This window comes from Simplicispira sp. GW247-4R2A (genome assembly GCF_059424465.1).
Genome location: NZ_JBWKZM010000016.1, coordinates 17,500 through 40,293, shown reverse-complemented (window position 1 = coordinate 40,293; position 22,794 = coordinate 17,500). Strand labels below are relative to the sequence as shown.

General features: G+C 63.6%; 20 protein-coding genes. 6 read left to right on the top strand and 14 right to left on the bottom strand.

The genetic code is table 11. The annotated features are described in order from the left end of the window. The first annotated feature begins 6 nt into the window (after positions 1-6). The 3 genes from dxs to AC07ZH_RS11970 all read left to right on the top strand — a co-directional run bounded on the left by dxs (position 7) and on the right by AC07ZH_RS11970 (position 4,474). Entirely contained in the window at positions 7-1,923 is a 1,917-nt protein-coding gene (gene dxs / locus AC07ZH_RS11980; protein WP_119108703.1) for a 1-deoxy-D-xylulose-5-phosphate synthase, read from the top strand. Positions 1,924-2,156: 233 nt separating this feature from the next. Next, positions 2,157-3,239 (top strand): TRAP transporter substrate-binding protein, encoded by a 1,083-nt coding sequence (locus tag AC07ZH_RS11975; protein WP_119108702.1) that lies wholly within the window; start codon positions 2,157-2,159, stop codon positions 3,237-3,239. Between the two features lie 155 nt (positions 3,240-3,394). After that, positions 3,395-4,474: a TRAP transporter substrate-binding protein gene (locus tag AC07ZH_RS11970; protein WP_119108701.1), complete on the top strand. Its 1,080-nt coding sequence runs from the start codon at positions 3,395-3,397 to the stop codon at positions 4,472-4,474. Between the two features lie 573 nt (positions 4,475-5,047). Here AC07ZH_RS11970 and AC07ZH_RS11965 read toward each other — a convergent pair. The 3 genes from AC07ZH_RS11965 to AC07ZH_RS11955 form a co-directional block, all read right to left on the bottom strand. Continuing rightward, positions 5,048-6,808 (bottom strand): TRAP transporter large permease, encoded by a 1,761-nt coding sequence (locus AC07ZH_RS11965; protein WP_495199928.1) that lies wholly within the window; start codon positions 6,806-6,808, stop codon positions 5,048-5,050. 14 nt (positions 6,809-6,822) lie between these two features. After that, positions 6,823-7,443: a TRAP transporter small permease subunit gene (locus AC07ZH_RS11960; protein ID WP_495199927.1), complete on the bottom strand. Its 621-nt coding sequence runs from the start codon at positions 7,441-7,443 to the stop codon at positions 6,823-6,825. 274 nt (positions 7,444-7,717) lie between these two features. Beyond that, entirely contained in the window at positions 7,718-8,869 is a 1,152-nt protein-coding gene (locus tag AC07ZH_RS11955; RefSeq protein WP_495199926.1) for a substrate-binding domain-containing protein, read from the bottom strand. Positions 8,870-8,934: 65 nt separating this feature from the next. Between AC07ZH_RS11955 and AC07ZH_RS11950 the strand changes: the two genes are divergently transcribed. The 3 genes from AC07ZH_RS11950 to AC07ZH_RS11940 are packed head-to-tail and all read left to right on the top strand — an operon-like array spanning position 8,935 to position 11,227. Then, positions 8,935-9,687 (top strand): ABC transporter permease, encoded by a 753-nt coding sequence (locus tag AC07ZH_RS11950; RefSeq protein WP_495199925.1) that lies wholly within the window; start codon positions 8,935-8,937, stop codon positions 9,685-9,687. Continuing rightward, positions 9,687-10,409 carry an ATP-binding cassette domain-containing protein gene (locus AC07ZH_RS11945; RefSeq protein WP_495199924.1) on the top strand — a complete coding sequence of 241 codons (723 nt, stop codon included), beginning with the start codon at positions 9,687-9,689 and terminating at the stop codon, positions 10,407-10,409. The genes AC07ZH_RS11950 and AC07ZH_RS11945 overlap by 1 nt, the downstream gene beginning before the upstream one ends. Further along, on the top strand, positions 10,406-11,227 hold the full coding sequence (locus tag AC07ZH_RS11940) for an ABC transporter substrate-binding protein (protein WP_495199923.1): 822 nt from the start codon (positions 10,406-10,408) through the stop codon (positions 11,225-11,227). Before AC07ZH_RS11945 ends, AC07ZH_RS11940 begins: the two co-directional genes overlap by 4 nt. Before the next feature lie 95 nt (positions 11,228-11,322). Here the strand turns inward: AC07ZH_RS11940 and modC are convergent, their stop codons facing one another. The 11 genes from modC to AC07ZH_RS11885 form a co-directional block, all read right to left on the bottom strand. Beyond that, on the bottom strand, positions 11,323-12,432 hold the full coding sequence (gene modC, locus AC07ZH_RS11935) for a molybdenum ABC transporter ATP-binding protein (RefSeq protein ID WP_495199922.1): 1,110 nt from the start codon (positions 12,430-12,432) through the stop codon (positions 11,323-11,325). Then, complete coding sequence (gene modB / locus AC07ZH_RS11930) at positions 12,429-13,106, bottom strand: molybdate ABC transporter permease subunit (RefSeq protein ID WP_495199921.1); 678 nt, start codon at positions 13,104-13,106, stop codon at positions 12,429-12,431. The genes modC and modB overlap by 4 nt, the downstream gene beginning before the upstream one ends. A 16-nt stretch (positions 13,107-13,122) precedes the next feature. After that, a complete protein-coding gene (gene modA, locus AC07ZH_RS11925; protein ID WP_495199920.1) occupies positions 13,123-13,893 on the bottom strand; it encodes a molybdate ABC transporter substrate-binding protein in 771 nt (256 codons plus the stop codon). Between the two features lie 69 nt (positions 13,894-13,962). Further along, positions 13,963-15,018, bottom strand: coding sequence for a DMT family transporter (locus AC07ZH_RS11920; protein WP_495199979.1), 1,056 nt, complete (start codon positions 15,016-15,018; stop codon positions 13,963-13,965). An 83-nt stretch (positions 15,019-15,101) separates the two neighbouring features. Then, complete coding sequence (locus tag AC07ZH_RS11915) at positions 15,102-16,463, bottom strand: sensor histidine kinase (protein WP_495199919.1); 1,362 nt, start codon at positions 16,461-16,463, stop codon at positions 15,102-15,104. Beyond that, entirely contained in the window at positions 16,439-17,104 is a 666-nt protein-coding gene (locus AC07ZH_RS11910; RefSeq protein ID WP_495199918.1) for a response regulator, read from the bottom strand. The genes AC07ZH_RS11915 and AC07ZH_RS11910 overlap by 25 nt, the downstream gene beginning before the upstream one ends. A 22-nt stretch (positions 17,105-17,126) precedes the next feature. Beyond that, entirely contained in the window at positions 17,127-17,885 is a 759-nt protein-coding gene (locus AC07ZH_RS11905; protein ID WP_495199917.1) for a COG4705 family protein, read from the bottom strand. A gap of 48 nt (positions 17,886-17,933) precedes the next feature. Beyond that, positions 17,934-18,713: a COG4705 family protein gene (locus AC07ZH_RS11900; protein ID WP_495199916.1), complete on the bottom strand. Its 780-nt coding sequence runs from the start codon at positions 18,711-18,713 to the stop codon at positions 17,934-17,936. Positions 18,714-18,938: 225 nt separating this feature from the next. Continuing rightward, positions 18,939-20,099, bottom strand: a complete 1,161-nt coding sequence (locus AC07ZH_RS11895; protein ID WP_495199915.1) for a type III PLP-dependent enzyme domain-containing protein — start codon at positions 20,097-20,099, stop codon at positions 18,939-18,941. Beyond that, positions 20,092-21,261, bottom strand: a complete 1,170-nt coding sequence (locus AC07ZH_RS11890; protein ID WP_495199914.1) for a hypothetical protein — start codon at positions 21,259-21,261, stop codon at positions 20,092-20,094. The genes AC07ZH_RS11895 and AC07ZH_RS11890 overlap by 8 nt, the downstream gene beginning before the upstream one ends. Next, positions 21,258-22,556, bottom strand: a complete 1,299-nt coding sequence (locus AC07ZH_RS11885; RefSeq protein WP_495199913.1) for an ATP-grasp domain-containing protein — start codon at positions 22,554-22,556, stop codon at positions 21,258-21,260. The genes AC07ZH_RS11890 and AC07ZH_RS11885 overlap by 4 nt, the downstream gene beginning before the upstream one ends. Positions 22,557-22,794: the final 238 nt, after the last annotated feature.

Genomic DNA, 22,794 nt, shown 5'->3' with positions numbered 1-22,794 from the left:
TATTGAATGTCCACGAACGCCTACCCCCTGCTTGAGACCGTGAACGACCCGGCGGATCTGCGCCGGCTCTCACGCGCCGAGCTCAAGCGCCTGGCCGACGAACTGCGCGCCTTCGTGCTTGACAGCGTCTCCAAAACGGGCGGGCACCTGAGCTCCAACCTGGGGACAGTGGAACTCACCGTGGCGCTGCACTACGTCTTCGACACCCCGCGCGACCGCCTGGTGTGGGACGTGGGCCACCAGACCTACCCGCACAAGATATTGACCGGCCGGCGTGAGCGCATGGGAACGCTGCGCCAGCTGGGCGGCATTTCCGGCTTTCCGCAGCGCGCCGAGAGCGAATACGACACCTTTGGCACCGCGCATTCCAGCACCAGCATTTCCGCCGCCCTGGGCATGGCGATGGCTGCCAAGCGGCGCGGCGATGAGCGCTATGCGGTGGCCATCATTGGCGACGGCGCCATGACGGCCGGTATGGCCTTCGAGGCGCTGAACAATGCCGGCGTAGCGGACTGCAACCTGCTGGTCATCCTGAACGACAACGACATGAGCATCAGCCCGCCCGTGGGCGCGCTGAACCGCTACCTGGCGCAGCTCATGAGCGGGCAGTTCTATGCGGCTGCCAAGAACGTCGGCAAGACGGTGCTGCGCCCCGTGCCGCCGCTGCTGGAACTCGCCAAGCGCCTTGAGCAGCAGGCCAAGGGCATGGTGGTGCCGGCGACGCTGTTCGAGAAGTTTGGCTTCAATTACATCGGGCCCATTGATGGGCACGATCTGGATTCGCTCATTCCGACGCTGCAGAATATCCAGGAGCTCAAGGGTCCGCAGTTCCTGCATGTGGTCACCAAGAAGGGCCAGGGCTACAAGCTGGCCGAGGCCGACCCGGTGGCCTACCACGGCCCCTCGCGGTTTGATCCGAAGATCGGCCTGGTCAAGCCCGCCACGCCGCCGCGCCAGACGTTTACCCAGGTGTTCGGCCAGTGGCTCTGCGACATGGCGGCGCACGACGAGCGCCTGGTGGGCATCACACCGGCGATGCGCGAAGGCTCGGGCATGGTGGAGTTCGAGCGGCGTTTCCCTGATCGGTACTACGACGTGGGCATTGCCGAGCAGCACGCGGTGACATTCGCCGCGGGCATGGCCTGCGAGGGCGTCAAGCCGGTGGTCGCCATCTATTCCACCTTCTTGCAGCGCGCCTACGACCAGTTGATCCACGACGTGGCCTTGCAAAACCTGCCCGTGGTTTTTGCGCTTGATCGCGCAGGTCTGGTGGGCGCCGACGGCGCGACCCATGCGGGCGCCTACGACATCGCCTTTGTGCGCTGCATCCCCAACATGGCCATGGCCTGCCCGGCCGACGAACGTGAGTGTCGCCAGTTGCTCTGCACCGCCTTCGCCCAGAACCACCCGGTCGCTGTGCGCTACCCGCGTGGCAGCGGTGCCGGCACCGCGCCGTTGCCGGGGCTGGACGCCTTGCCGTACGGCAAAGGCGAAATCCGCCGCACCCGCAGCAGTGCCTTGCGGCCAGCCGGCCTGCCGCGCATCGCCATCCTGGCGTTTGGCACCTTGCTGTACCCGGCCCTTGAAGCCGCCGAGCAGTTTGACGCGACCGTGGCCAACATGCGCTGGGCCAAGCCGCTGGATACCGAATTGCTGCTGCAACTCGCCGCCGAGCACGACGCGCTCGTCACGCTCGAAGAGGGCTGCATCCAGGGCGGCGCAGGCAGCGCGGTGCTTGAAGCCCTGGCCGCCGCGGGCATGCAGAGACCGGTGCTGCAGCTCGGTCTGCCCGACGTCTTCATTGAGCACGGTGACCCGGCCACGCTCCTGTCTTTGCAGGGGCTCGACGCGCCAGGCATCGCAGCCTCGGTGCAGGCGCGCTTTGGTGCATCGGTGCGTGCCATGGGCGAGCGCGCAGCCTGACAATTCCCCTGCGGAGGTAGGGGCGCTGCGCTTTCCGATGCGCAGTGGCTGCAGGTGCATGCTTGCAGAACCCTGAAGGCATGCGCCTCGCGGCGGGCTTTCGCGGGAAAACCCGCAGAGGCTCTGGAAAGTGCCTTTTTACAATTCCTCCATGGCTGCTAAAGTGGCTGGGCCGCGCGGCGGATGTGCCACGCGTTAGGCACTATTGCAACCCCGTTTCTCAAGAGGTTCTCATGGATCGTCGCTCACTCATCAAACATGCCGGCGTCGCTGGCGTACTGGCCGCAGGGGTTGCCCCTGCCGTGCACGCCCAGGCCACTGTCCGCTGGCGCCTGGCATCGAGTTTCCCCAAGTCGCTCGACACCATTTTCGGCAGCGCCGAGATGTTCGCCAAGACGCTCAAGGCGTTGTCTGGTGGCAAGTTTGAGGTCTCGGTACACGCCGCCGGTGAGTTGATGCCTCCCTTCGGCGTGGTGGATGCCATTCAAAACGGCACGGTGGAAATGGCGCAGACCGCGCCGTACTACTTCACCGGGAAAGACTCCATTTTTGCCTTTGGCTGCGCGGTACCTTTTGGCCTGACGGCGCGCCAGATGGACGCGTGGATGGAACACGGCAACGGCCGCAAGCTGATGGACGAGTTCTACGCCAAATACAACATCAAGAGCCGCAGCGCCGGCAACACCGGCACGCAGATGGGCGGCTGGTACCGCAAGGAAATCAATACCGCTGAAGACTTGAAGGGCCTGAAGATGCGCATGGGCGGTGGCCTGTTCGGCGAATCCATGCAGAAGCTCGGCGTGGTGTCGCAGAACATGCCAGCGGGCGAGGTCTACCAGGCGCTGGAAAAGGGCACGCTGGACGCTTGCGAATTCGTCGGCCCTTACGACGACGAAAAGCTGGGCTTCAACAAAGTGGCGCCTTACTACTATTACCCCGGCTGGTGGGAAGGTGGCGCCGAGCTGGAATTCTTCATCAACGCCAAGGCCTACGCGGCGCTGACGCCCGAGTTCCAGGCCATGGTGGACGCCGCCACGGCCGTCGCCGCCCGCGACATGACGGCCAAGTACGACGCCTTCAATCCCATTGCGCTCAAGAAGCTCGTGGGCGCCAAGACCCAGCTCAAGGCGTTCTCCAAGGAGCTCATGGACGCCGGATTCAAGTCGGCGATGGAAGTGTTTGCCGAGCACGAAGCCAAGTCGCCCGAGTTCAAGAAAATCCACCAGGACATGCGAGCCTTCCAGCGCGATCAGATCCTGTGGGGCCGTTTCTCCGAGTTCCGCTTCGACAGCTACATGACTTCGGTCAAGCTGTAGCCCGCAATCGTTCTTGTCGCGATCAAGCCATGGCGGCATTGATCGCCCAAGCAGCCGGAATCTCAGGCCCGCGCCTGCGCGGGCCTGACGCCGGTTTTTTTTTTGGCACCGCATCAGCACCGCCAGCACCTTTTTTCATCCACAGGAGACTTGCAATGGATCGTCGTTCCCTTATCAAAAATGCCGGTATCGCCGGGGTGCTCGCGGCAGGTGTTGCACCGGCTGTGCATGCGCAGGCCGCGGTGCGCTGGCGCCTGGCGTCGAGTTTCCCCAAATCGCTGGATACCATCTTCGGTGCCGCCGAGGTGTTTTCCAATGCCGTCAAGAGCATGTCTGGCGGCAAGTTCGAGGTTTCGGTCCACGCTGCTGGCGAGTTGATGCCTGCGTTCGGTGTGGTCGATGGGGTGCAGAACGGCACCGTCGAAATCGCGCACACCGCGCCCTACTATTTCTTCGGCAAAAACGAGGCGTTCGCCATCGGTGGTGCCATTCCCTTCGGCATGAACTCGCGCCAGCTCACCGCCTGGATGGTGGACGGCAACGGCGAAAAGCTCATGCGCGAGTTCTATGCCCAGTACAACATCATCGACTTCATTGGTGGCAATACCGGCACACAGATGGGCGGCTGGTTCCGCAAGGAAGTCAAATCGCCTGAGGACATCAAAGGCCTGAAATTCCGCATTGGCGGCTTTGGCGGCAGGGTCATCGAACGCATGGGCGGTGTGCCGCAAAACATTCCTGGCGGCGAAATCTACCAGGCGCTTGAAAAAGGCACGATTGACGCGGCCGAATGGATTGGCCCCTACGACGATCAGAAGCTGGGCATCAACAAGGTGGCCCCGTTCTACTACTACCCCGGTTGGTGGGAAGGCAGCTTGAACCTGTCGTTCTACGCCAATGACAAGGCCTTCAATGGTCTGTCAGATGAGAATAAGGCCATCATCAAGGCGGCTTCCTACGAAGCCCATGTGACCACGCAAGCGCGCTACGATGCACGCAACCCTGGCGCACTCAAGCAACTGGTTGGCGCCAAAACCAAGGTGCTGCCGTTCCCGCAGTCGGTGATGGACGCCTCGTTCAAGGCTGCCAAGGAAGTCTATGCCGACCTGAACGCGAAGAACCCCGCCTGGAAGAAGATCTACGCCGACTACCTGAACTTCCAGCGCGATGAAGTGCTGTGGTTCCGCTTTGCGGAAGGTACCTTTGACAACTTCATGCAGCGCCAGAAACTCTAAGCGCAAGCAGTCCGAAGAACCCCGCCTGGTGCGGGGTTTTTTTTGTGGGTGCGCCCGACGGGGTGCACCCACTCGGAGGGGAAAGCCCTCTACCCGCCCCGCATGGGGAAGCGTTAGCAATGGCAAGGGTTTCGCGGGGGACGGCGAGTCTGAAGAGCGCGCCCAATGGCAAGGCGCTGCGGTGCGTGCGCCTACTGCGCCAGGAGCGGCGGCACCGCGTTAATTCAACCGGTAAGCTCCAGCAAGCACCTATGCCTGTGAATTTGGTGGCCCAGAGGCCTCCCGCATTCCCGTAACGTCTGCGGCAAAAGTGGTTGTCGTGGCACGCATTGGGCAGCTTCGTTCGGTAAGTCGCTCGGCATTGGGGTGCGCAGGCCCCGCGAGCGGTACGGGCCAGGGCATCGGTTGGGGTTTGACGGACCGGTCTCGCTATGGCTCTGGAGCGTGGTTCCGGCCTGGAGGTGCTGCGTTTCTCGAGAGTTTTGCTCGCCTCCTTGAAGAGGAGGGGCAAAAAAAAGAGCCCTGCGATCGGCAGGGCTCTTGGCTTGGAGCGGGAATGAGGGCCCGCCGGGTTTATTTTTTCTCGCTCTGAATAGCGTCCTGTGCCGCCTTCATCGGATCTTCCGGGACTTCGGGTTGCTCGCCGGGAGCCGGTTCCGGTGCAGCGGCATCCAGCGCATCGAGCTTGCGCATTTGGGATTCCATTTGCAGGCGAATCTTGTCCAGGTCGTACACCTCCTTCTTGTCGAGGCCGCTGGAGACGATGCCTGGGAAGACGATGATCAACGAGACCATGATCACCTGGATCAGCACGAACGGCACGGCGCCCCAGTAGATCTGCATGGTGGTGATAGGCTGGATCAGTTTCTTGGTGACGCGGTCAGTGTAGGCAGTGGCCGGTGCCACGCTGCGCAGATAGAACAGCGCAAAGCCAAACGGTGGGTGCATGAATGAAGTCTGCATGTTCACCGCCAGCAGCACGCCAAACCAGATCAGGTCAATCCCCAGCTTGTCGGCGACCGGAGCCAGCAGCGGCACGACGATGAAGGACAGTTCGAAGAAATCCAGGAAGAATGCCAGGAAGAAAATCAGCAGGTTGACCAGAATCAGGAAGCCCACCTGGCCGCCGGGCAGGCCGGTGAGCAGGTGTTCCACCCAACGCGGCCCCTCGACGCCCTGAAACACCAGGCTGAAGACGGTCGAGCCAATCAAAATGAACACCACGAAGGTGGACAGGCGTGTGGTCGAGATGAGGGCCTGCTTGAGCAGCTTGAAACTCAGGCGTCCACGCACCATCGCCATGGTGAACGCGCCCAGTGCGCCCATGGCGCCGCCTTCCGTTGGGGTGGCGATGCCGAGGAAGATAGTGCCCAGCACCAGGAAGATCAGCAAGAGCGGTGGAATCAGCACGAAGGTCACGCGCTCTGCCATGCGCGAGAGCAGGCCCAGGCGCGTGATCTTGTTGAGCATGGAGAGTACAAAAGCCAGCGCCACTCCAACGCACATGGAGACGACGATCGTTTCGTCCTTGGCAACGCTGGTGACGGTTTCACCTGACCACCAAGTGTGAATGTCGGCAATGTGGTGCGCGAAGAACAGCGAGGCGCCCACGGAAACGATGGTGAGGGCCAGCAGCGAGGGGAGGCCGCTGCTGCCGTTGTCTTCGCGGATGGTGCGAGCCTCTGGCGGCAATGCTGGAACCCACTTGGGCTTGAAAATCGCCAGCAGAATGACGTAGCCGATATAAAAACCCGTGAGCATGAAGCCGGGGATGAACGCGCCCTTGTACATGTCGCCCACGCTGCGGCCCAACTGGTCGGCCAGCACGATGAGCACCAGCGACGGTGGGATGATCTGTGCCAGCGTGCCTGAGGCGGCGATGACACCGGTGGCAATGCGCCGGTCGTAGCCATAGCGCAGCATGATGGGCAGCGAGATCAGGCCCATGGAAATGACGGAGGCGGCGACCACGCCGGTGGTTGCGGCCAGCAGCGCGCCGACAAAAATCACGGCGAGTGCCAGACCGCCGCGCACCGGGCCAAAGAGCTGGCCGATGGTCTCCAGCAGGTCTTCCGCCATGCCGCTGCGCTCCAGGATCAACCCCATCAGTGTGAAGAAGGGAATCGCCAGCAGCGTGTCGTTTTGCATGATGCCGTAGATGCGCAGCGGCAAGGCCTGTAGCAGTGCTTCGGGCAGCAGGCCCAGTTCAATGCCAATGAAACCAAAGAACAGACCGCAAGCCCCGAGACTGAAGGCCACGGGAAAGCCCATCAGCAGGAACACGATCAGCCCCGCGAACATGATCGGGGCCAGATTGGAGGTAAAGAATTCCATGAATGTGTCTCCGCTCAGTCGGCTTGGGTGGCTGCGTTGCCATTGCCTTTGGCGGCTTCGGCCATACGGCGGATGGATTCGGCCAGTTCTTCCTCAGCCGTTTTCTCGTCAAGTTTGACGGTTGGATCAGGCACCAGGCCCTTCAGGAAGGCGATGCGCTTGATCAGCTCCGACCAACCCTGCAGCAGCAGCAACGCGAAGCCCACCGGCATCATCAGGTACACCGGCCAGCGGATCAGGCCGCCTGCGTTGCTGGACATTTCGCCGGATTGGTAACCCTGGAGGAAGAACGGGATGCCAAACCACAGTACCGCCGCGCACATCGGCGTGAGGAACACCACGAAGCCGAACACGTCGAGCCAGATCTGCGTGCGCTTGGAAAACCGGCTTGAGACGACGTCCACACGCACATGCTCGCGGTGCAGCAACGTGTAGCCTGAGGCGAGCAGGAAGGATGCGGCAAACAGGTACCACTGCACTTCCAGAAAGCCGTTGGAGCTGTAGTTGAAGACCTTGCGCACGATGGCGTTGAGGCCGCTGATCACCGTGGACGCGAGGATCAGCCAGATGACGGCCAGACCGACGCGCTCATTGAGCCAGTCGACGCCTCTGGATAGTTTGAGTAATACCTGCATGGAGTCTCCAAAAATGGACTGTGACGAATCGCTGGCGGTTTGCCATGAGTGCCATAGGAGGCGGCTGGAGCTGGAAATCGCCGGCTGCAAATGGGCCGCAGCGGTCCATTTTCGTTTTCGACGCTCCAACTCCAACAGTCTCCAGGCGCGCTCTTGTAACTTTTCGAGTCGAGCGATTCTACGAAGCACTGTAGGCGCAGGCTGACAGCAGCGTGACGGTGTATTCCCTAGGCGCGGTATGCGTCAGAAGCTACTAAAAATATAGCAATTAGGGTTAACGCTTAGAACGAAAAACGTGCTTTTGCGCGGAAAACCTCCACCACGGCAGCACAGCGCTCATAGCCAGAACCTGGCCGCAGTACTCGGGTGCGTAGCCCGCGAGCTGTGCCATGCGCGTCTGCCAGGCAGCCGACTGCAGCAGCGTTCGCAGCGCCAGAGTGGGGGCCTGGTCGAGGCTGGATTTGAGACAGGCGAGGTGGTAATGCTCGTGCACCAGGGGAATGAAATCGAGCCCGCGTTCGCGTGCCGCCATCTCGATGCCCAGGCCAACATCGGCCGCGCCCGCAGCGACGGCCTGTGCCACGGCGGCGTGCGAAGGCTCGGTTTGCCCGGCTGCGCCCAGGGCGCTGGCCTCCAGCCCTTCGCGCTTCAGCAAATCGCCCAGCAGCACGCGCGTACCCGTGCCCAGAGGCCGGTGCACGAAGCGCGCGCCGCGTGCTGCCACGTCGGCTAGGCGCAGCAGGCCAAGTGGGTTGCCACGCGCCACGATAAGGCCTTGCGTGCGCCGTGCAAAGCCGATCAGCTTGTGCAGGCCGGGTTTGAGCAGCGGCTTGTACGTGCGCGCTGTCTCCGAGCCTGGCGCGGCGCCCTCCAGCGTATGAAAGCCGGCGAGCGTGCAGCGCCCCTCATTGAGCGCACGAATGGCGTCCACGCTGCCGGTGAAGCGGATGTCAAGGTGCAGAGCGCCCCGAGCCCTTGGCTGACCGACCGACCCACTTGTCGGGTCGCCCGCCGCAGCGACTTCGCGCAGCAGCCCCAGGGCGTCGTCGTGGCTGGCGTAGAGCGTGAGCACGTGGGCGTTTGGGTCGAAGGCGACGGCAAAGGCGCGCTCCAGGTCAGCGTGCAGCGCGGCGATCTGCGGCGCCAGGCGGGCCTGGGCCTGGCGCTCGGCCCACAGGAGCTTCTGGCCAAATTCGCTCAGTTGTGCGGCCTGGCCCTTGCCCCAGACAACGAGCGTGCCGCCCAGCTCTATCTCCCAGCGCTTGAGCGCACCCCACACGTGGCGGTACGACAGGCCCAGGGCGCGCGCGGCGCCCGAGATGGAGCCTTCCTGCGCCACCGCGGCCAGCATTTCAGGCAGCGGGTTGCGGATCAGGCGGTTGCCGGCGTCGCGCGACAGTGTGTAGTGGAGCTGAATCCTATGCACGGTGTTTCATATGGTGGCTTGCAGACGGGGCGCCTACGATAGCGCAGCCCCATTTTGCTATTGGCATGTCCTCCACCCTGTACCCCAGTTTCGTCACAGCGCTGCAGCTCATCGCCAGCTTCGATCCAGCGCTCTGGAGCATCGTCGGCCGCTCACTGGCGGTCAGCACCACGGCGTGCGCGATTTCCTTTGGCGCGGGGCTGGCGCTGGGGGCCTGGCTGGGCGTGGCGCGCTTTCGCGGGCGTGGCGCGCTGCTGTTGCTGCTGAACACCTTGCTGGCCTTGCCGTCGGTGGTGGTTGGCCTGCTGGTGTATTTGCTGCTGTCCCGCAGTGGCCCGCTGGGCTGGCTGGGTTGGCTGTTTTCTTTCCAGGCCATGGTACTGGCCCAGGCCGTGCTGGTGCTGCCCGTGGTGACGGCGCTGACCCGCCAGACGGTGGAAGACGCCGAACGCGCCTACGGCGAGCAGCTCCAGTCGCTCGGCGCCGGGCGCATGCTGCGCAGCCTGCTGCTGGCCTGGGACACGCGCCTGGCCTTGTTCACGGTCCTGGTCGCCGCCTTTGGCCGAGCCATCTCTGAAGTGGGCGCGGTGATGATCGTCGGTGGCAACATCGATGGCTTCACCCGCGTGATGACCACGGCCATTGCGCTCGAGACCAGCAAGGGCGACCTGCCGCTGGCTCTGGCGTTGGGCACCGTGCTGCTGGCTGTGGTGCTGGCGCTGCATGGCAGCGTGGCGCTGCTGCAGCGCTGGGCCAGCCGGCGTGATGCGGCGATCGGCGCCGCAGCCCTCACGCTTGCTGCCGGGGTAGCGGCGTGATGCCCAACCCGGCACCGCTCCTGGCCCTGCGCAGTGCCGGCGTGCGTTTTGGTGCCCTGCATGCACTGCAGGAAGTCAACCTGAGCGTGCATGTCGGCGAGCGCCTGGCACTGATAGGCGCCAACGGCAGTGGCAAGAGCACCCTGCTGCGCGTGCTGCATGGCCTGCAGCGCCTCTCCAGTGGCGAGATGGTGCACGGAGCGCCGCACCGCCAGGCCATGCTGTTTCAGCGCCCACACCTGCTGCGCGCCAGCACACAGACCAACGTGGCGCTGGCGCTGTGGCTGCGCGGCCACGCCTGGCGCGACGCGCGCGCGCAGGCGCTGCGGGCCCTGGCGCGTGTGGGCCTGGAGGCGCTCGCACGGCAGAACGGCCGCACGCTCTCGGGTGGGCAGCAGCAGCGCGTGGCGCTGGCGCGCGTCTGGGCGCTGCAAGCCCAGGTACTGCTGCTCGATGAACCGACGTCCAGCCTGGACCCGCACGCCAAGCGCGAAGTCGAGGCGCTGATTGCCCAGCTCGCTGGCTCGGCCTCGGCGGATGCGCAGGCCGGCCCTGTCACCACCGTGTTCAGCAGCCACAACCTGGGCCAGGTCAAGCGCCTGGCCACCCGCGTGCTCTATCTGGAGCGGGGCCGCGTGCTGGCCGACCTGCCCGTTCACGATTTCTTTAATGGCCCCTTGCCAGAGGCTGCCCGTTTGTTCGTCAAAGGAGATACCCTGTGAAAAATATCAGGCTTTTCAGCCCTTCAGCGCATGTGTGTAAAGGGCTTCTAGCTATTTCTTTGGTAGCTGGAACCGCCGCTTGGGCCGACACCATCACCATGGCCTCGACGACGTCCACCGAGCAATCTGGTTTGTTCTCCCACTTGCTTCCGGCGTTCAAGAAAGACACCGGCATCGACATCAAGGTGGTGGCCGTGGGGACTGGCCAGGCGCTCGACATGGCGAGACGCGGCGATGCCGACGTGCTCTTCGTGCACGACCAGGCCGCCGAGGAAAAATTCATAGCCGAGGGTTGGGGAATCAAGCGCTACCCGGTCATGTACAACGACTTCGTCATCGTCGGCCCTCAGGCTGACCCGGCAGGCATTGCTGGCAAGGATGTGGTTGCGGCGCTGAAAAAAATCGCCATCGCCAACGCGCCCTTCATCTCGCGTGGCGATAAGAGCGGCACCTATGCGGCCGAGCTGCGCTACTGGAAGGCTGCCGATACCGAAAAAGGCACGGGCTACAAGGCCTGCGGCTGTGGCATGGGCCCGGCGCTCAACATGGCTGCCGCCAGCGGTGCCTACGCGCTGACCGACCGCGGCACCTGGCTGAACTTCAAGAACCGCGCCGACCTGGGCATCCTGGTGGAAGGCGACAAGCGCTTGTTCAACCAGTACGGCGTGATGGTGGTCAACCCCGCCAAATACCCACAGGTCAAGCTCAAGGACGCGCAAAAGTTCGTTGACTGGGTGATCTCCCCCACGGGCCAAAGCACCATCGCCGATTACAAAATCAACGGGCAGCAGCTGTTCTTCCCGAACGCGGACAAGTAAGCTGCCAAAGCCAAGTGCCGAGAAACTTCAGGTGTTTTCGGCCTTTTGCGCAAGCAGGGTCTGCGTATGCAGCTATTCTTTGAATAGCATTCCCCTCAATCGAGCAACGCCACGCCTTTGACTTGCGCGAACAGCGAGCGCCCTGGTGCTATGCCGAGTGCCGTCACCGAGCGCTGCGTAATGCGCGCCAGCAGCCGCGCGCCGCCGGCGTCCAGCGCCACCATCCACTGGCCGGAGCTGTCTTCGCGCAGGCCGGTCACGGTGGCGGGGACAATGTTCAGAATGCTGGTGCCGCTCTGGCGCTCCAGTGTCAGGCTCACGTCGCGCGCCTGGATGCGTACGCGCAGGCGCTGGCCCAGGGGGCGGGCCGTGGTACTGATCACGTGCAGTTCGCCGCCGGCAAAGCCCAGGGTGGAGAGGTGCTCCGCGCTGTCGTGGTGTACGAGCGTTCCCTCGACAATGGTGGCTGCCGCGTCGCCCTGGGCCAGGGGCAGGTCGAGGCGGGCCATCAGGACTTCGGCGCTGCCGCTGGCGCGCACGCGGCCGGCGTCCAGCAGCACCATGTGCGTGGCCAGGCGCGCGACTTCGTCGAGCGCATGGCTCACATACAGCACCGGAATGGCCAGTGTGCGCTGCAGGGCTTCGAGATAGGGCAGCAGCTCGGCCTTGCGACCGGCGTCCAGGGCGGCCAGGGGCTCGTCCATCAGCAGCACGCGCGGCTGCGCGGCGAGCGCCCGCGCAATGGCCACACGCTGGCGCTCGCCGCCCGAAAGCGTGGCCGGGCGCCGGTCCATCAGGCCGGCAAGGCCGAGCAAATCGACCGTTTGCTCGACGGCGACAGCAGCGCCTGCGACCGCACTGCGCCCCGTAGACTGGACGCGCTTTTGCGCATACATGATGTTGCCGCGCACGCTGAGGTGATCGAACAGGCTGGCTTCCTGAAACACAAAGCCCAGTGCCCGTTGGTGCGTGGGCAGCCAGATGCCGGCCGCGTCGTCCTGCCAGGTGCTGCCCGCCACGCGCACCAGGCCAGGGTGGGCGCGCTCCAGACCGGCGAGTGCGCGCAGGCAGGTGGTCTTGCCGCAGCCAGACGGGCCGAACAGGGCAATAAAGCCGCGCCCTGGCAATTGCAGGTCCACGTCCAGCGTGAACGGGGATCGCTCCAGCCGCAGGCGCGCCTGGATGCCAGGGTTTCCCGCATTCATGGCAGCAGCCTTGTGCGGCGCGTCAGGTTCAGCCCCAGCAGCACCAGGAATGAGAACACCACCATGCCGCCTGCGAGCCAGTGCGCCTGTACGTATTCCAGCGCCTCGACATGGTCGTAAATTTGCACCGAGACCACCCGCGTCACACCGGGGATATTGCCGCCCAGCATGAGCACTACGCCGAATTCGCCCACCGTGTGCGCAAAGCTCAGGATGGCGGCGGTGACGAAACCGCCGCGCGCCAGTGGCAGGGCCACGGTCAGGAAGCGGTCCAGCGGCCCCGCACCCAGCGTGGCGGCGGCTTCCAAGGGCCGCTCGCCCACGGCCTCAAACGCACCCTGCAGCGGTTGCACGGCAAACGGCAGTGAATAAATGAGCGAGCCCAGCACCAGCCCCCAGAAGGTGAAGGGCAGCGTGCCCAGACCCAGCGCCGTGGTCAACTGCCCCAGCGGGCCGTTCGGCCCCAGCGCCGCCAGCATGTAAAAGCCAATCACCGTGGGCGGTAGTACCAATGGCAACGCCACTACGGCCGACACCGGCCCGCGCCAGCGCGAGCGCGTGCGCGCCAGCCACCAGGCCAGCGGTGTGCACAGCAGCAGCAGCAGCGCCATCGTCGTCACCGCGAGGCGCAGCGTCAGGCCGATGGCGCGCAGGTCGGTCTCAGTGAAGCCCATGAAGCTCGCAAACGACTTATTTGATGATGCCGTAGCCGTAGGATGTGATGACGGCGTGTGCCGCGTCGCTGCGCAGGAACTCCATGAGGGCCGCCGCCGCCGGATTGTCCTTGCCGTGCTCAAGCACGACGGCGTCCTGGCGGATGCGAGCGTGCATCTCGGCTGGCACGCGCCAGGCCGAGCCCTTGGTGATCTTGCCGTCCTTCATCACCTGAGACAGCGCGACGAAGCCCAGTTGGGCATTGCCTGTGTGGACGAACTGGTAGGTCTGCCCGATGTTCTCGCCCATCACCAGTTTGGGTTGCAAGCTCTCGGCCAGGCCCAGCTTGTCGAGCGTCTGCATCGCGGCTGCGCCGTAAGGGGCGAGTTTCGGGTTGGCAATCGCCAGGTGCGCAAAGCTGCCTGTGGCCAGCACTTTGCCTTCGGCGTCCACCATCCCCGCGTCCGGGCTCCACAGCACCAGGCTGCCCAGAGCGTAAGGGACCAAGCTGGTGCCGACGGCCTTGCCGTCCGACACCAGCCGCCCAGCCGTCTTGTCGTCGGCCGAGAGGAACACGTCAAACGGTGCGCCGTGGCTGATCTGCGCGTAGAACTTGCCGGTGGAGCCAAAAGTCAGCTCTGCCTTGTGTCCGGTTTCCTTGGCAAAAAGGGCGGCAATGTCCTGCATGGGCGCTGTGAAGTTGGCGGCTACCGCCACCTGCACTTCGCCGGCCTGGGCGGCGAAGGCACAAAGGCTCAGGGCAAGGGCTGCGAGAAGGCGGAGAAGGGATGGCAGGGAGGACGGCATGGTGGCTGGCGCTCAGGCGCTATTCATTTATGGAATAGCGAAAGTATAGGCCCCGCGTTGCATGGGGCGTCAGACATGGGTGTGCAAATGGTGGGCATCCGGCACATGCGGGTGCGCATGCCGCACTGGCGGATGCTGGTGCCAATGGCTGTGTGGCCCGATCGGCATTGGTTCGTGGCGGTGGAGATGGTGGCCGTCGTCATGCGAATGTGCGTGCTCGTGCTCCAGCCATTCGTGGACGTGTTCGTGGTCGTGGCTTTCGAGCAGATGCAGGCCGACGCCCGCGAGCATCAGGAGCCCGCCGACGGCCAGCAACCAACTGCCTGAGTGGCTTCCCATGACCCACGCGCCCAGCGCGCCAATAAATGGTGCAAACCCAAATACCGACCCCGTTCGGCCGGCGCCAAATGCCCGCTGCGCCAACAGGTACAGACGCAGGCTCAGGCCGTAGCCCGTGGCGCCAACCGCCAGCAAAGCCATGGCTGTGCTCCATGCCGGCATGGGTTCGGCAAAGACCAGAGCCAGCACGAGGGTAGCGGCCGCGCCCAACCCCGATTTGTAGAGAACCACTTGGCCTGGATCGCGCTCGGCAACCTGCCGCGACAGGCTGTTGTCCACTCCCCAGGCTGCGGTAGCACCAAGAACCGCCAGCAGTCCCAGCAGTTGGTTGTCGCCCGCGAGGCCTTGCTCGAACACCAGCACAGCACCTCCAGCGACCAGAAACAGCAGGGCAGCCACCACGCGCCGGTCCATGGTTTCACCGTATAGGCGCCAGGCCAGCAGTGCGGTAAAAACCGCTTCCAGTGTCAGCATCAGGGAAGCGCTGGTACCACTGGTGCGCTGCAAGCCCCAGGCCAGCGCAACAGGCCCCAGGACCGCGCCGAAAAAAGACATCCATAGCAGACGAGGGGCATCGCTGGGTGTCACGCGGGCCTCGCGGGTGGCAGGCAGGCGCAGCCACAGCGCTACGCCTGCAGCCCCCAGGTACAGCAAACCCGCAGTGGTGAACATGCCAAGTCCCTGGCCGAAATGCTGGACCAAAGGGGTGCTGAGCCCAAACAGGGCCGCGGCCATGAGCGCGAGCCATGCGCCCTTGCGCGCTGGGGAATGGGAGTTCACTGGAATGCCTCGCACAAAATTTCATGATGCCACGCAACGCAGCAATGCCAGTACGCTGGTCACTAGATCGCGCCGCTTAGAGCAGGCTCTTACACCGGCCCAATTGCCTGAATGCGCACGTCGACACACAGGCCGCATTGTTTCTCTTCGTCCGCGAAACCTATTTGGACTTCCGCGCCCAGGCGGTTCGCTATGGCCTTGACGATGGACAGCCCCAACCCGGAACCCATTTGGTCGGTGCCAAGTGTGCGATAGAAGGGGTCGAACACGCGCTCTCTCTCGGTGATTTGAATACCCGGACCAGAGTCCCGGATTTGCAGAACGACATGACTGTCTTCCGTCCTGACCGAGAGATCGACCTTGCCTCCGGCGGGTGTGTAGCGAATCGCGTTATCGACCAGGTTTTTCACCAGCGTCATCAGGTCTGGCTCGTTTACCCACACTTGGGCATCGTTCGACCCTTCGATTCCCACATCAATATGTTTCACCTCGGCCAGCGGCATCAGGTCTTCCAGAACACGGCGATAGATATTTTGTATCGACACAGACGATTTTGGATGGTCGAGTGCGGTCTGTGCCTTCGCCAGGGCAAGCAACTGGTCGAGCAGGCTGCGACTGCGCTCGATGCCGCAGCGCAATGTCGTGAGTCGCTCGTGCGCGAGATCCGACATGTCCGTTTCGGCCAGCCGCTCGGCCTGTAGTGACATGGCGGTCAACGGGGAGCGGAGTTCATGCGCGGCGTCGGCAACAAATCGGCGCTGCGCTTGCATGGACCGTTCCACTCTGCCCAGCAAGCGGTTGATGGCGCCAGCAAACGGGAGCACTTCGATGGGCAAGGCGTCTTCCATAATTGGATGCAGTGCTGTTTCGGCACGGCGGTCGACTTCTGCCGAGAGTGCGGCAATCGGCTGAAACATCTGTCTCACCAGGCTCGTGACAAGCAGGAGCAGGACGGGTACCAGTATCAGGAACGGCATCAAGGTGCGCAGGGCGCTGATTTCGGCAATGTCGTCCCGCACATCGGTTTCCTGTGCCACAGCAATGCGCTCACCCAAAGGGGTTGTCTTGACCAGTACACGAAAGGACTCGCCTTCGACATCCACTGTCTGCAGTCCGTCAGCTAAGGGCAGGGGCAACGGTAGTACGGCGCCCATATGCCCTTGCCCCACCGCGCGCGCGCCTTCGGAAAGAAACTGCACCACGACACGCGTCTCGCGGTAATTGCGACGGGCCAGGCTGTCGTTCTGGGGCAGGCTGGGGACCAAGTGTTGCCGGTCAAACAGTGTGGCCACCTGCTGCAGTGTCACATCCTGCAGTTCATGGGCTTGCTTGAATGCGGTGACAAACGAAAACACACCTGCCACCGCTGCGACGACCAAAATCGTCAGCGACAGCGCGACAGAGAGCTTGAGTTGCAAGGATGCATTCAGGCGTTTTTTGAAACCATCCATCCCGCTCCCCTGACATTCTTGATGACCTCGCTGCCCAGCTTGCGCCGCAGCGCATGGATCAGGAACTCGACAGCATTGCTGTCCACCTCTTCGCCCCATCCATAGATACGGTCTTCCAGGTCGCTGCGTGAGAGGATCGCCCCAGGCCGCACGAGGAGTGCCTGCAGGAGGGAAAACTCCCGGTGGGACAGCTGAACCGGCGTACCGTCCGCAGCCGTCGCTTGCCGGGTGGCTGGGTCTAGCGAGACGGTTCCATTGCCCAGCAAGGGGACCGCATTTCCACCTTTTCGGCGCAGTACTGCACGCATGCGGGCCAGCAGCTCGGCCACCTCAAACGGCTTGACGATGTAGTCGTCAGCCCCACCGTCGAGACCGCTCAGGCGGTCGGTCAGGCCATCGCGTGCGGTGATGATGAGTAGGGGAACTGGGTTGTCCCTGGCGCGAATGTGGCGCAGCACTTCCAGCCCATCCTTGCCGGGAAGCCCCAGGTCGAGCAATACCAGGTCGTAGTGCTGGCACGTCAAGCTGGCAAGGGCTATGGCACCATCCTTGACCCAGTCGGTTGCATAAGCGGCGTCTTTCAGCGAGGACTGGATGGCTTCGCCGATCATGGCGTCGTCTTCGACCAGCAATACCCGCATAGGCCCTCCAATTCGTGATCTGTCAATGTGCTGTGGCAGCGGCGCGCTGCCGGAACACCACGATGCTGATTACGATAAAGGCAAACAGGGCCGCAGAAGCCGAGTAGCGGCTGAGCGCCAGGCCACCAGCGCTCAAAGGCTTGTCTAGAAAATCCCCGACCACGGCACCAAGGGGGCGCGTCAGGATGAAAGCGGCCCAAAACAAGAGCGTACGCGACACCTGCGTCCAAAAATACGCCGCCACGACCAATGCCAGCAATACAGAAAACACTGCGGCTGCCCCGGTGTAGCCAAGACCGGCTGTGTCTGCAGTCCAATCTCCCAACGCCGTCCCTAGCGTCTGTGAAAACATGATCGTGACCCAGTAGAACATTTCTGCCTTCGATGAACTGACCGTGTTGACCGACACCGACCCGAGCGTGCGGTGCCAGACGAATAACGAGCCTAGCAGCAAGGCCAGAAGCAGGGTCGATCCTCCTGCGTACCCAATGCCCAGCGAGCGGTCAAAAAAATCCGCCAGCGTGGTGCCCACGGTGGTGGTGGCGATGATGGTGACCCAGTACAGAGAAGGATGAAATTTTCTGGCCTTGATCTGTGCCACCACGGCCAGTGCGAACACGGCGGCAAAGATACCGGTGGCCACCAAGTAGCCCAGGTGCATGGACATGGAAACCGCGTCGCCCCCCGTTTCGCCCAGCGTGGTGGCGGCAATTTTGATGATCCAGAAAAGCAAAGTGACTTCCGGCACCTTGCTGAGACCTTTGTCTGTAGTGGTGTTCATGGTGATGTGAATTGTTCGTGATTCTTGCGAAATTTGCCGGGATCGCCGTCAACTCCGCTCTGCCACGGCCGTTGGCGCTGTCCACTGCGCAAACCCCACCAGGAGAACGATCACACTCAGAAAGATTGCGCTGGTCCACGCTGTACCCATTCCCAGGCCACCCGTGGCTTTTGTCTGCGTCAGCAGGTCCCCCAGTGCGGCGCCGAAGGGGCGCGTGAGGATGTAGCCGATCCAGAACATCAGAATCGCATTGCCGCCCATGCGCCAGGCGGCAAAGGTAATGGCAATCAGTGCGCCATAGGCCACAGTGCCCCAGGCGAAGCCTAGCCCGAGCGTCTCACTTGCCAGGTCACCCGCTGCCGTGCCCAGCGCAAAGGTGCAGAGGATGGCCGCCCAATAGAACAGTTCCCTGCGCCGTGTGACGATTGCATGAATCGACAGGCTTTTTTCCACGCGATACCACACGAGGAACGTGGCGGCCAGCACCGCGGCCAAAATTGGCGTGCTCAGCGTCAAACTGATGCCAAGGCTGTCTGTAAAGAAGTCTGTGATCTGGGTGCCCACGATGCTGACGAGCACGACCGTGAGCCAGTAGGCCCAGGGTGTGTAGCGCCGCGTGCGCAGTTGCAGGGACAGGGCGAGCGCCAGCAATGTCCCCATGAAGGCCATGGTCAGGGTTGGCCCGAGTCCGGCGTCGAACGCCAGGAAGTCAGCGCCGGTTTCGCCGACCGTGGTGGACATGATCTTGATGACCCAGAACGACAGGGCGATTTCCGGGACTTTGTTGGACAGACTCTTTAGGGAGTCGGCTGTGGGGGCAGTTTCCATCGCTTGCTTCCAGAGCTTGGCTGAAGAAGCCTTGAATGTGCCGTTCAATACTTAGCGCAAGCATAGAGATAGAGGCGCTGCCACGCCTCATGGTGTGTGATTTCTGGCTACCAAAGGAGGGTGCGAGATGGGGTCGCGCCGGGTGCCCGGCCACCGTGCGTTCGACTGTGAGGCACAAGGTGGCGCGGCGTCCGGGTCACGCGTCGCCGGCTGCCAACCGCAAGTTCACGCCGTGGGCAGCATCGATGCGGGGGCGCGCCAGAGGGAGAGAAGATCGGCGTCGGTTTCGCCAGCGCTCAGGGGCTGGAGTTGCCCTGTGGCATCGATGCCGTACACCGGTGGCATGCGACGGCTACAGTGGCGACTCCACATCGAGGCGCTGTAGGCGCCAGCCAGTCCGATTTCGATGATGTCGCCCTCCTGAATCGCCGGCGCATCGATGCTGCCCAACAGGTCGCCCGCAAAACACAGTGGGCCGGCGATGACCTGGGTCCGCGAGGCGCCCATGCGCGGCGCGAAGTGCGGGTCCAGCGCAGCCAGCGGGTAATCCCAGTCGTCGGGGCGGTAGACGCGGCGCAGCAGGAAATCGGCCCCGAGGTGGATGGTGGCAACATCGCGGCAGATGTACTCGACGCGGGAATAGGCCCGCGCGCTGGCCGCGAGCAGGGAGCGACCCATTTCGGTGTAGACCGTCCAGCGGCCGCTGAACAGCTCGGGCACTGCCGACCGCAACGCCTGGGCATAGACCTCGTAGCTGTCTTCAGTGGCCAAGCCGCCGCCCAGATTGATCCAGCGTGTCGAGGGGTGTCGTCGCGCAATGTCGACCAGGCGCCTGGCCGATAGCGCCAATTGCTCAATGGAGCAGCCCTGGGAGCCGATGTGGGCGTGCCAGCCGGCGCAGTCGAGGCCCTCGGGCAGGCTGTCGTGGGGCTCGCCAAAGCGGCTGCGTGCGTCGGCGACGCTGGTATGGGCGATGCGGCCGGGGCCGGTCAATGTGTTCACACGCAGGGAGCAGGGCGCACTCAGGCGTTCCAGTTCGGCCAGGCTATTGGCGCTCAACACCCAGCCCAAGGCCTCGGCACGTGCGATTTCTGTCCGCGTTTTGGCGGGGGAGTCAAACAGTACCGTTGCGCCTGGGCAGGCCTGGTGTGCGACGAGCCCTTCCTGCAAAGAGGCTGCTTCAAAGCCGAAACCCCATCGGGCGAATCGGGGCAATAGTGCCGCGAAGGGTGCCGCCTTAAGTGCCAGGCAGTGCTGGAAGCTTGGTAGGGCGTGACGCAACTCCAGGGCTCTGGCCTCTAGCTGATCAAGGTCATAGACGATGGCGCTGGGCTGCTCGTCGGTCAGGTGCAGACGCCCGCGGAGTCGGGTGTGCAGTTCAGCCATGGCGCAGTTCGTCTCGCAGGGTGCGGGCCAGTCGCGCAAGGTCGGGTGCCATCTGGTCCGGGTTGGTGTGGGCGCTGAGCGCCACACGCAGCAAGCTGCGTCGGCCGGCTGCCACTGGTTGCCCGATGAAAAAACCTCGCTGAATCAAACGCCGGTGCAGTGTGAGTGTCTGATCGGCGTTCAGGCCAAGGTCGAAACTCAGAATGCCCTGCCTGTCGTGCGGGGTATCGTTGTCAACTGCGCCGCGCGGCAACTGCGGCACGAAGGCGGTTTGCAGGGCATTTCGCCAGGCGCTGCGTTGCGGTGGTCGTGCGAAGTTCTCCAGGGCCAGTCGCCAGCGAGCGAGCAAACCGGGCGCTACCGTGAACCCCCGGGCCTGTGGCCAGCCGGCCGGAAACAGTGTGGCGCCACAAAATGGCGGTGCGCCGAAGTATTTGGAGCCGGTGATGATCACCGCCCAACCCTGAGTCAGCCAGCGTTGCACATCCTGCGCGGCAAAGCGGCCTTGTGATGCATCAACCACCACCCGAACGCCCGCGGCGTGTTCATCCTGCAGTTGTCTGCAAGCGGCCTCCGAGGGGGCACTCAGGCCCGTTTTGGAGCAGGATACGTGGTGCACCAGTAGCGGCAGATGGTCATGGCGCTGGGCGATGGCGAAAAGCTGCGAATCGATTTGGTCCTGGCTCAGTACCCGGCCGGCCTCGTCGCGCAGCAGCACCTTTTCCATGGCGGTATCGATCGCCAGTGGTGTGGTTACGGGGCAGCCCAAGGTGTGGGTCAGGCCCGCAGCAGCGCGTTCGCAACCGCTCCCGATTTCACGCGGGTCCATCAACACGGTGCAGTAGGGGTGCGGACCCATGGCCAGGGCACAGCTGTATTCGGCGTCGGTGCCCGAGGCGGCCAATCTGCACTGTGTGGCGCCAAAGAGGGTCTGCAGGTGGCGCTGCGGATCCAGGGCTGTGGATCGGTGCTCCAGCGTGCGCCACTGCGCCAGCAGGGCCGGTGTGATCGGATTGGCAGTGCAACTGCCAAAGTTTACCAGGCTGTCGTCGGCCAGGGCAGGCAAGCCGTAGCGGGTGCGCCCGCGGTCGTCAACACCCTGCAGCAGGGTGGCCAGACCGGCCGGCAGCGTGCGCCGTGGCGCGGTGGCCAGGGCGCTCATTGCAAGATCCAGGGTTTCAGGTGCCTGCGGTCTTGCGCGGCGCAGGCCAGAAGGTCCTGGAAGGCAGCGAAGAGGGCCAGCATGTGGGGCCGCTTGTAGCCGAAGTCTTGCAGGGGGTCCATGGCGTGGGCGACGCCGCCGGTATCGCACTCGAACACCAGCAGGCGACCGTCCTGGGTTTCACCGCAGTCGATGCTGACGTAATCCAGGCCCAGGCGGTTGTCTATCGCGGCCAGTGCCGATGCATGGCGCTGGCCAAAACTGGCGGCGAACTCGTCAAAGAAGCGGCACTCCTCGGCACGGTTGTCCGGGCGATCGAGCATGTCGCCGTTCAGGTAGTGCACCATCCAGCGTGCCGAGGCCGCCATGTGCACCGGAAACGGCTTGCCGCCAATGAACGCAATGCGGTACTTGCGGTATTGCCCGTCCGCGCTGACGTAGTCGACAAAGGGCGAAATGACAAACTCGTCTGCACTTTCGCTGGACAGGTAGGCCGCCAGGTCGGCAGGGCCTGTGAGCTTGGCCAGCCCTTGACCTGCGTGGCTGCCGTTGGGCCGGCAGATGATGGGAAAGGCAGCTCCCGGCAGCACTTGATCGAGGGAGACGTGCTGCCCCGCCAGCTCGTTCAGCGCAGCGCGATCGAGTGCCCTGGATGGCGGCATCGTGCAGCCGGGTACCTCGCGCAAGGTCTGCCAGACGGTTTCGCGCGCCAGTGCCAGAATCCTGTTGGGATCATTGAGCGTGGCATGGGGCAGGGTGCTGCTCGCGCCTGCCAAGGCTTGCAGCATGCCCTTTGTGGCGGGTGACACGCAGACCCCAACACAGGCCACGTCATGGGGCGGCAGTTCGGTCCACAAGGCCGGGGCATCGGGGTCCAGGTACAGCATCTCCAGCGTCACGTTCGACCCACTCAGCAGGAATTCGAGCGGAATGTTGGCCATCAATCTGCCCGGCGTCATCAGGGTCAGCAGGCGCAGGCGAGGGGTCCCGCGGGCAGGCAAGGTGTAATGCCGGGAAATCGACAGGGCTTCGCGTTGCAGGCTGCACCCCAGATCGTCCTGATCCATCAGGAACATGACCGACGACAGGTCCAGCATGGCGTTGGCGTCATTGGGGTCGCGCCGCAGGCGATCGAGCAAGCGCTGGCGCTGCGGATTCAGGTCCAGACCCCGAAAGGCCATTTCCATCAACGTGGGAAGACCGATGAGCGCTGTGTCGTCAGCCGCCTCGGGATAGAACAATGCAGTCGGAACGGTGCAGGAGGAAGGAGCGACTGAAGGGCGGTTTTCAATCATCGGTTGGGTCGGTCGCTAGAAGGTGTCGGGAGCATTGTTTCCGATCCAGGCGCGTGTGATGGCGGCAATTGGGTGGCATCCTGGGCACAGTTCTGCAGCTCCACCTCTGCCTGCGCCCTGGCGGCGGTATGGCGACGGTCCGAGGCCAGAGTCTTGTCCCCATGCGAGGGTGCCAGGGCGAGGACTGTCGACGTACCCGTGCGCTTCTCTGGTGCGCTGCTTCCCGGTCCGCTGCCAT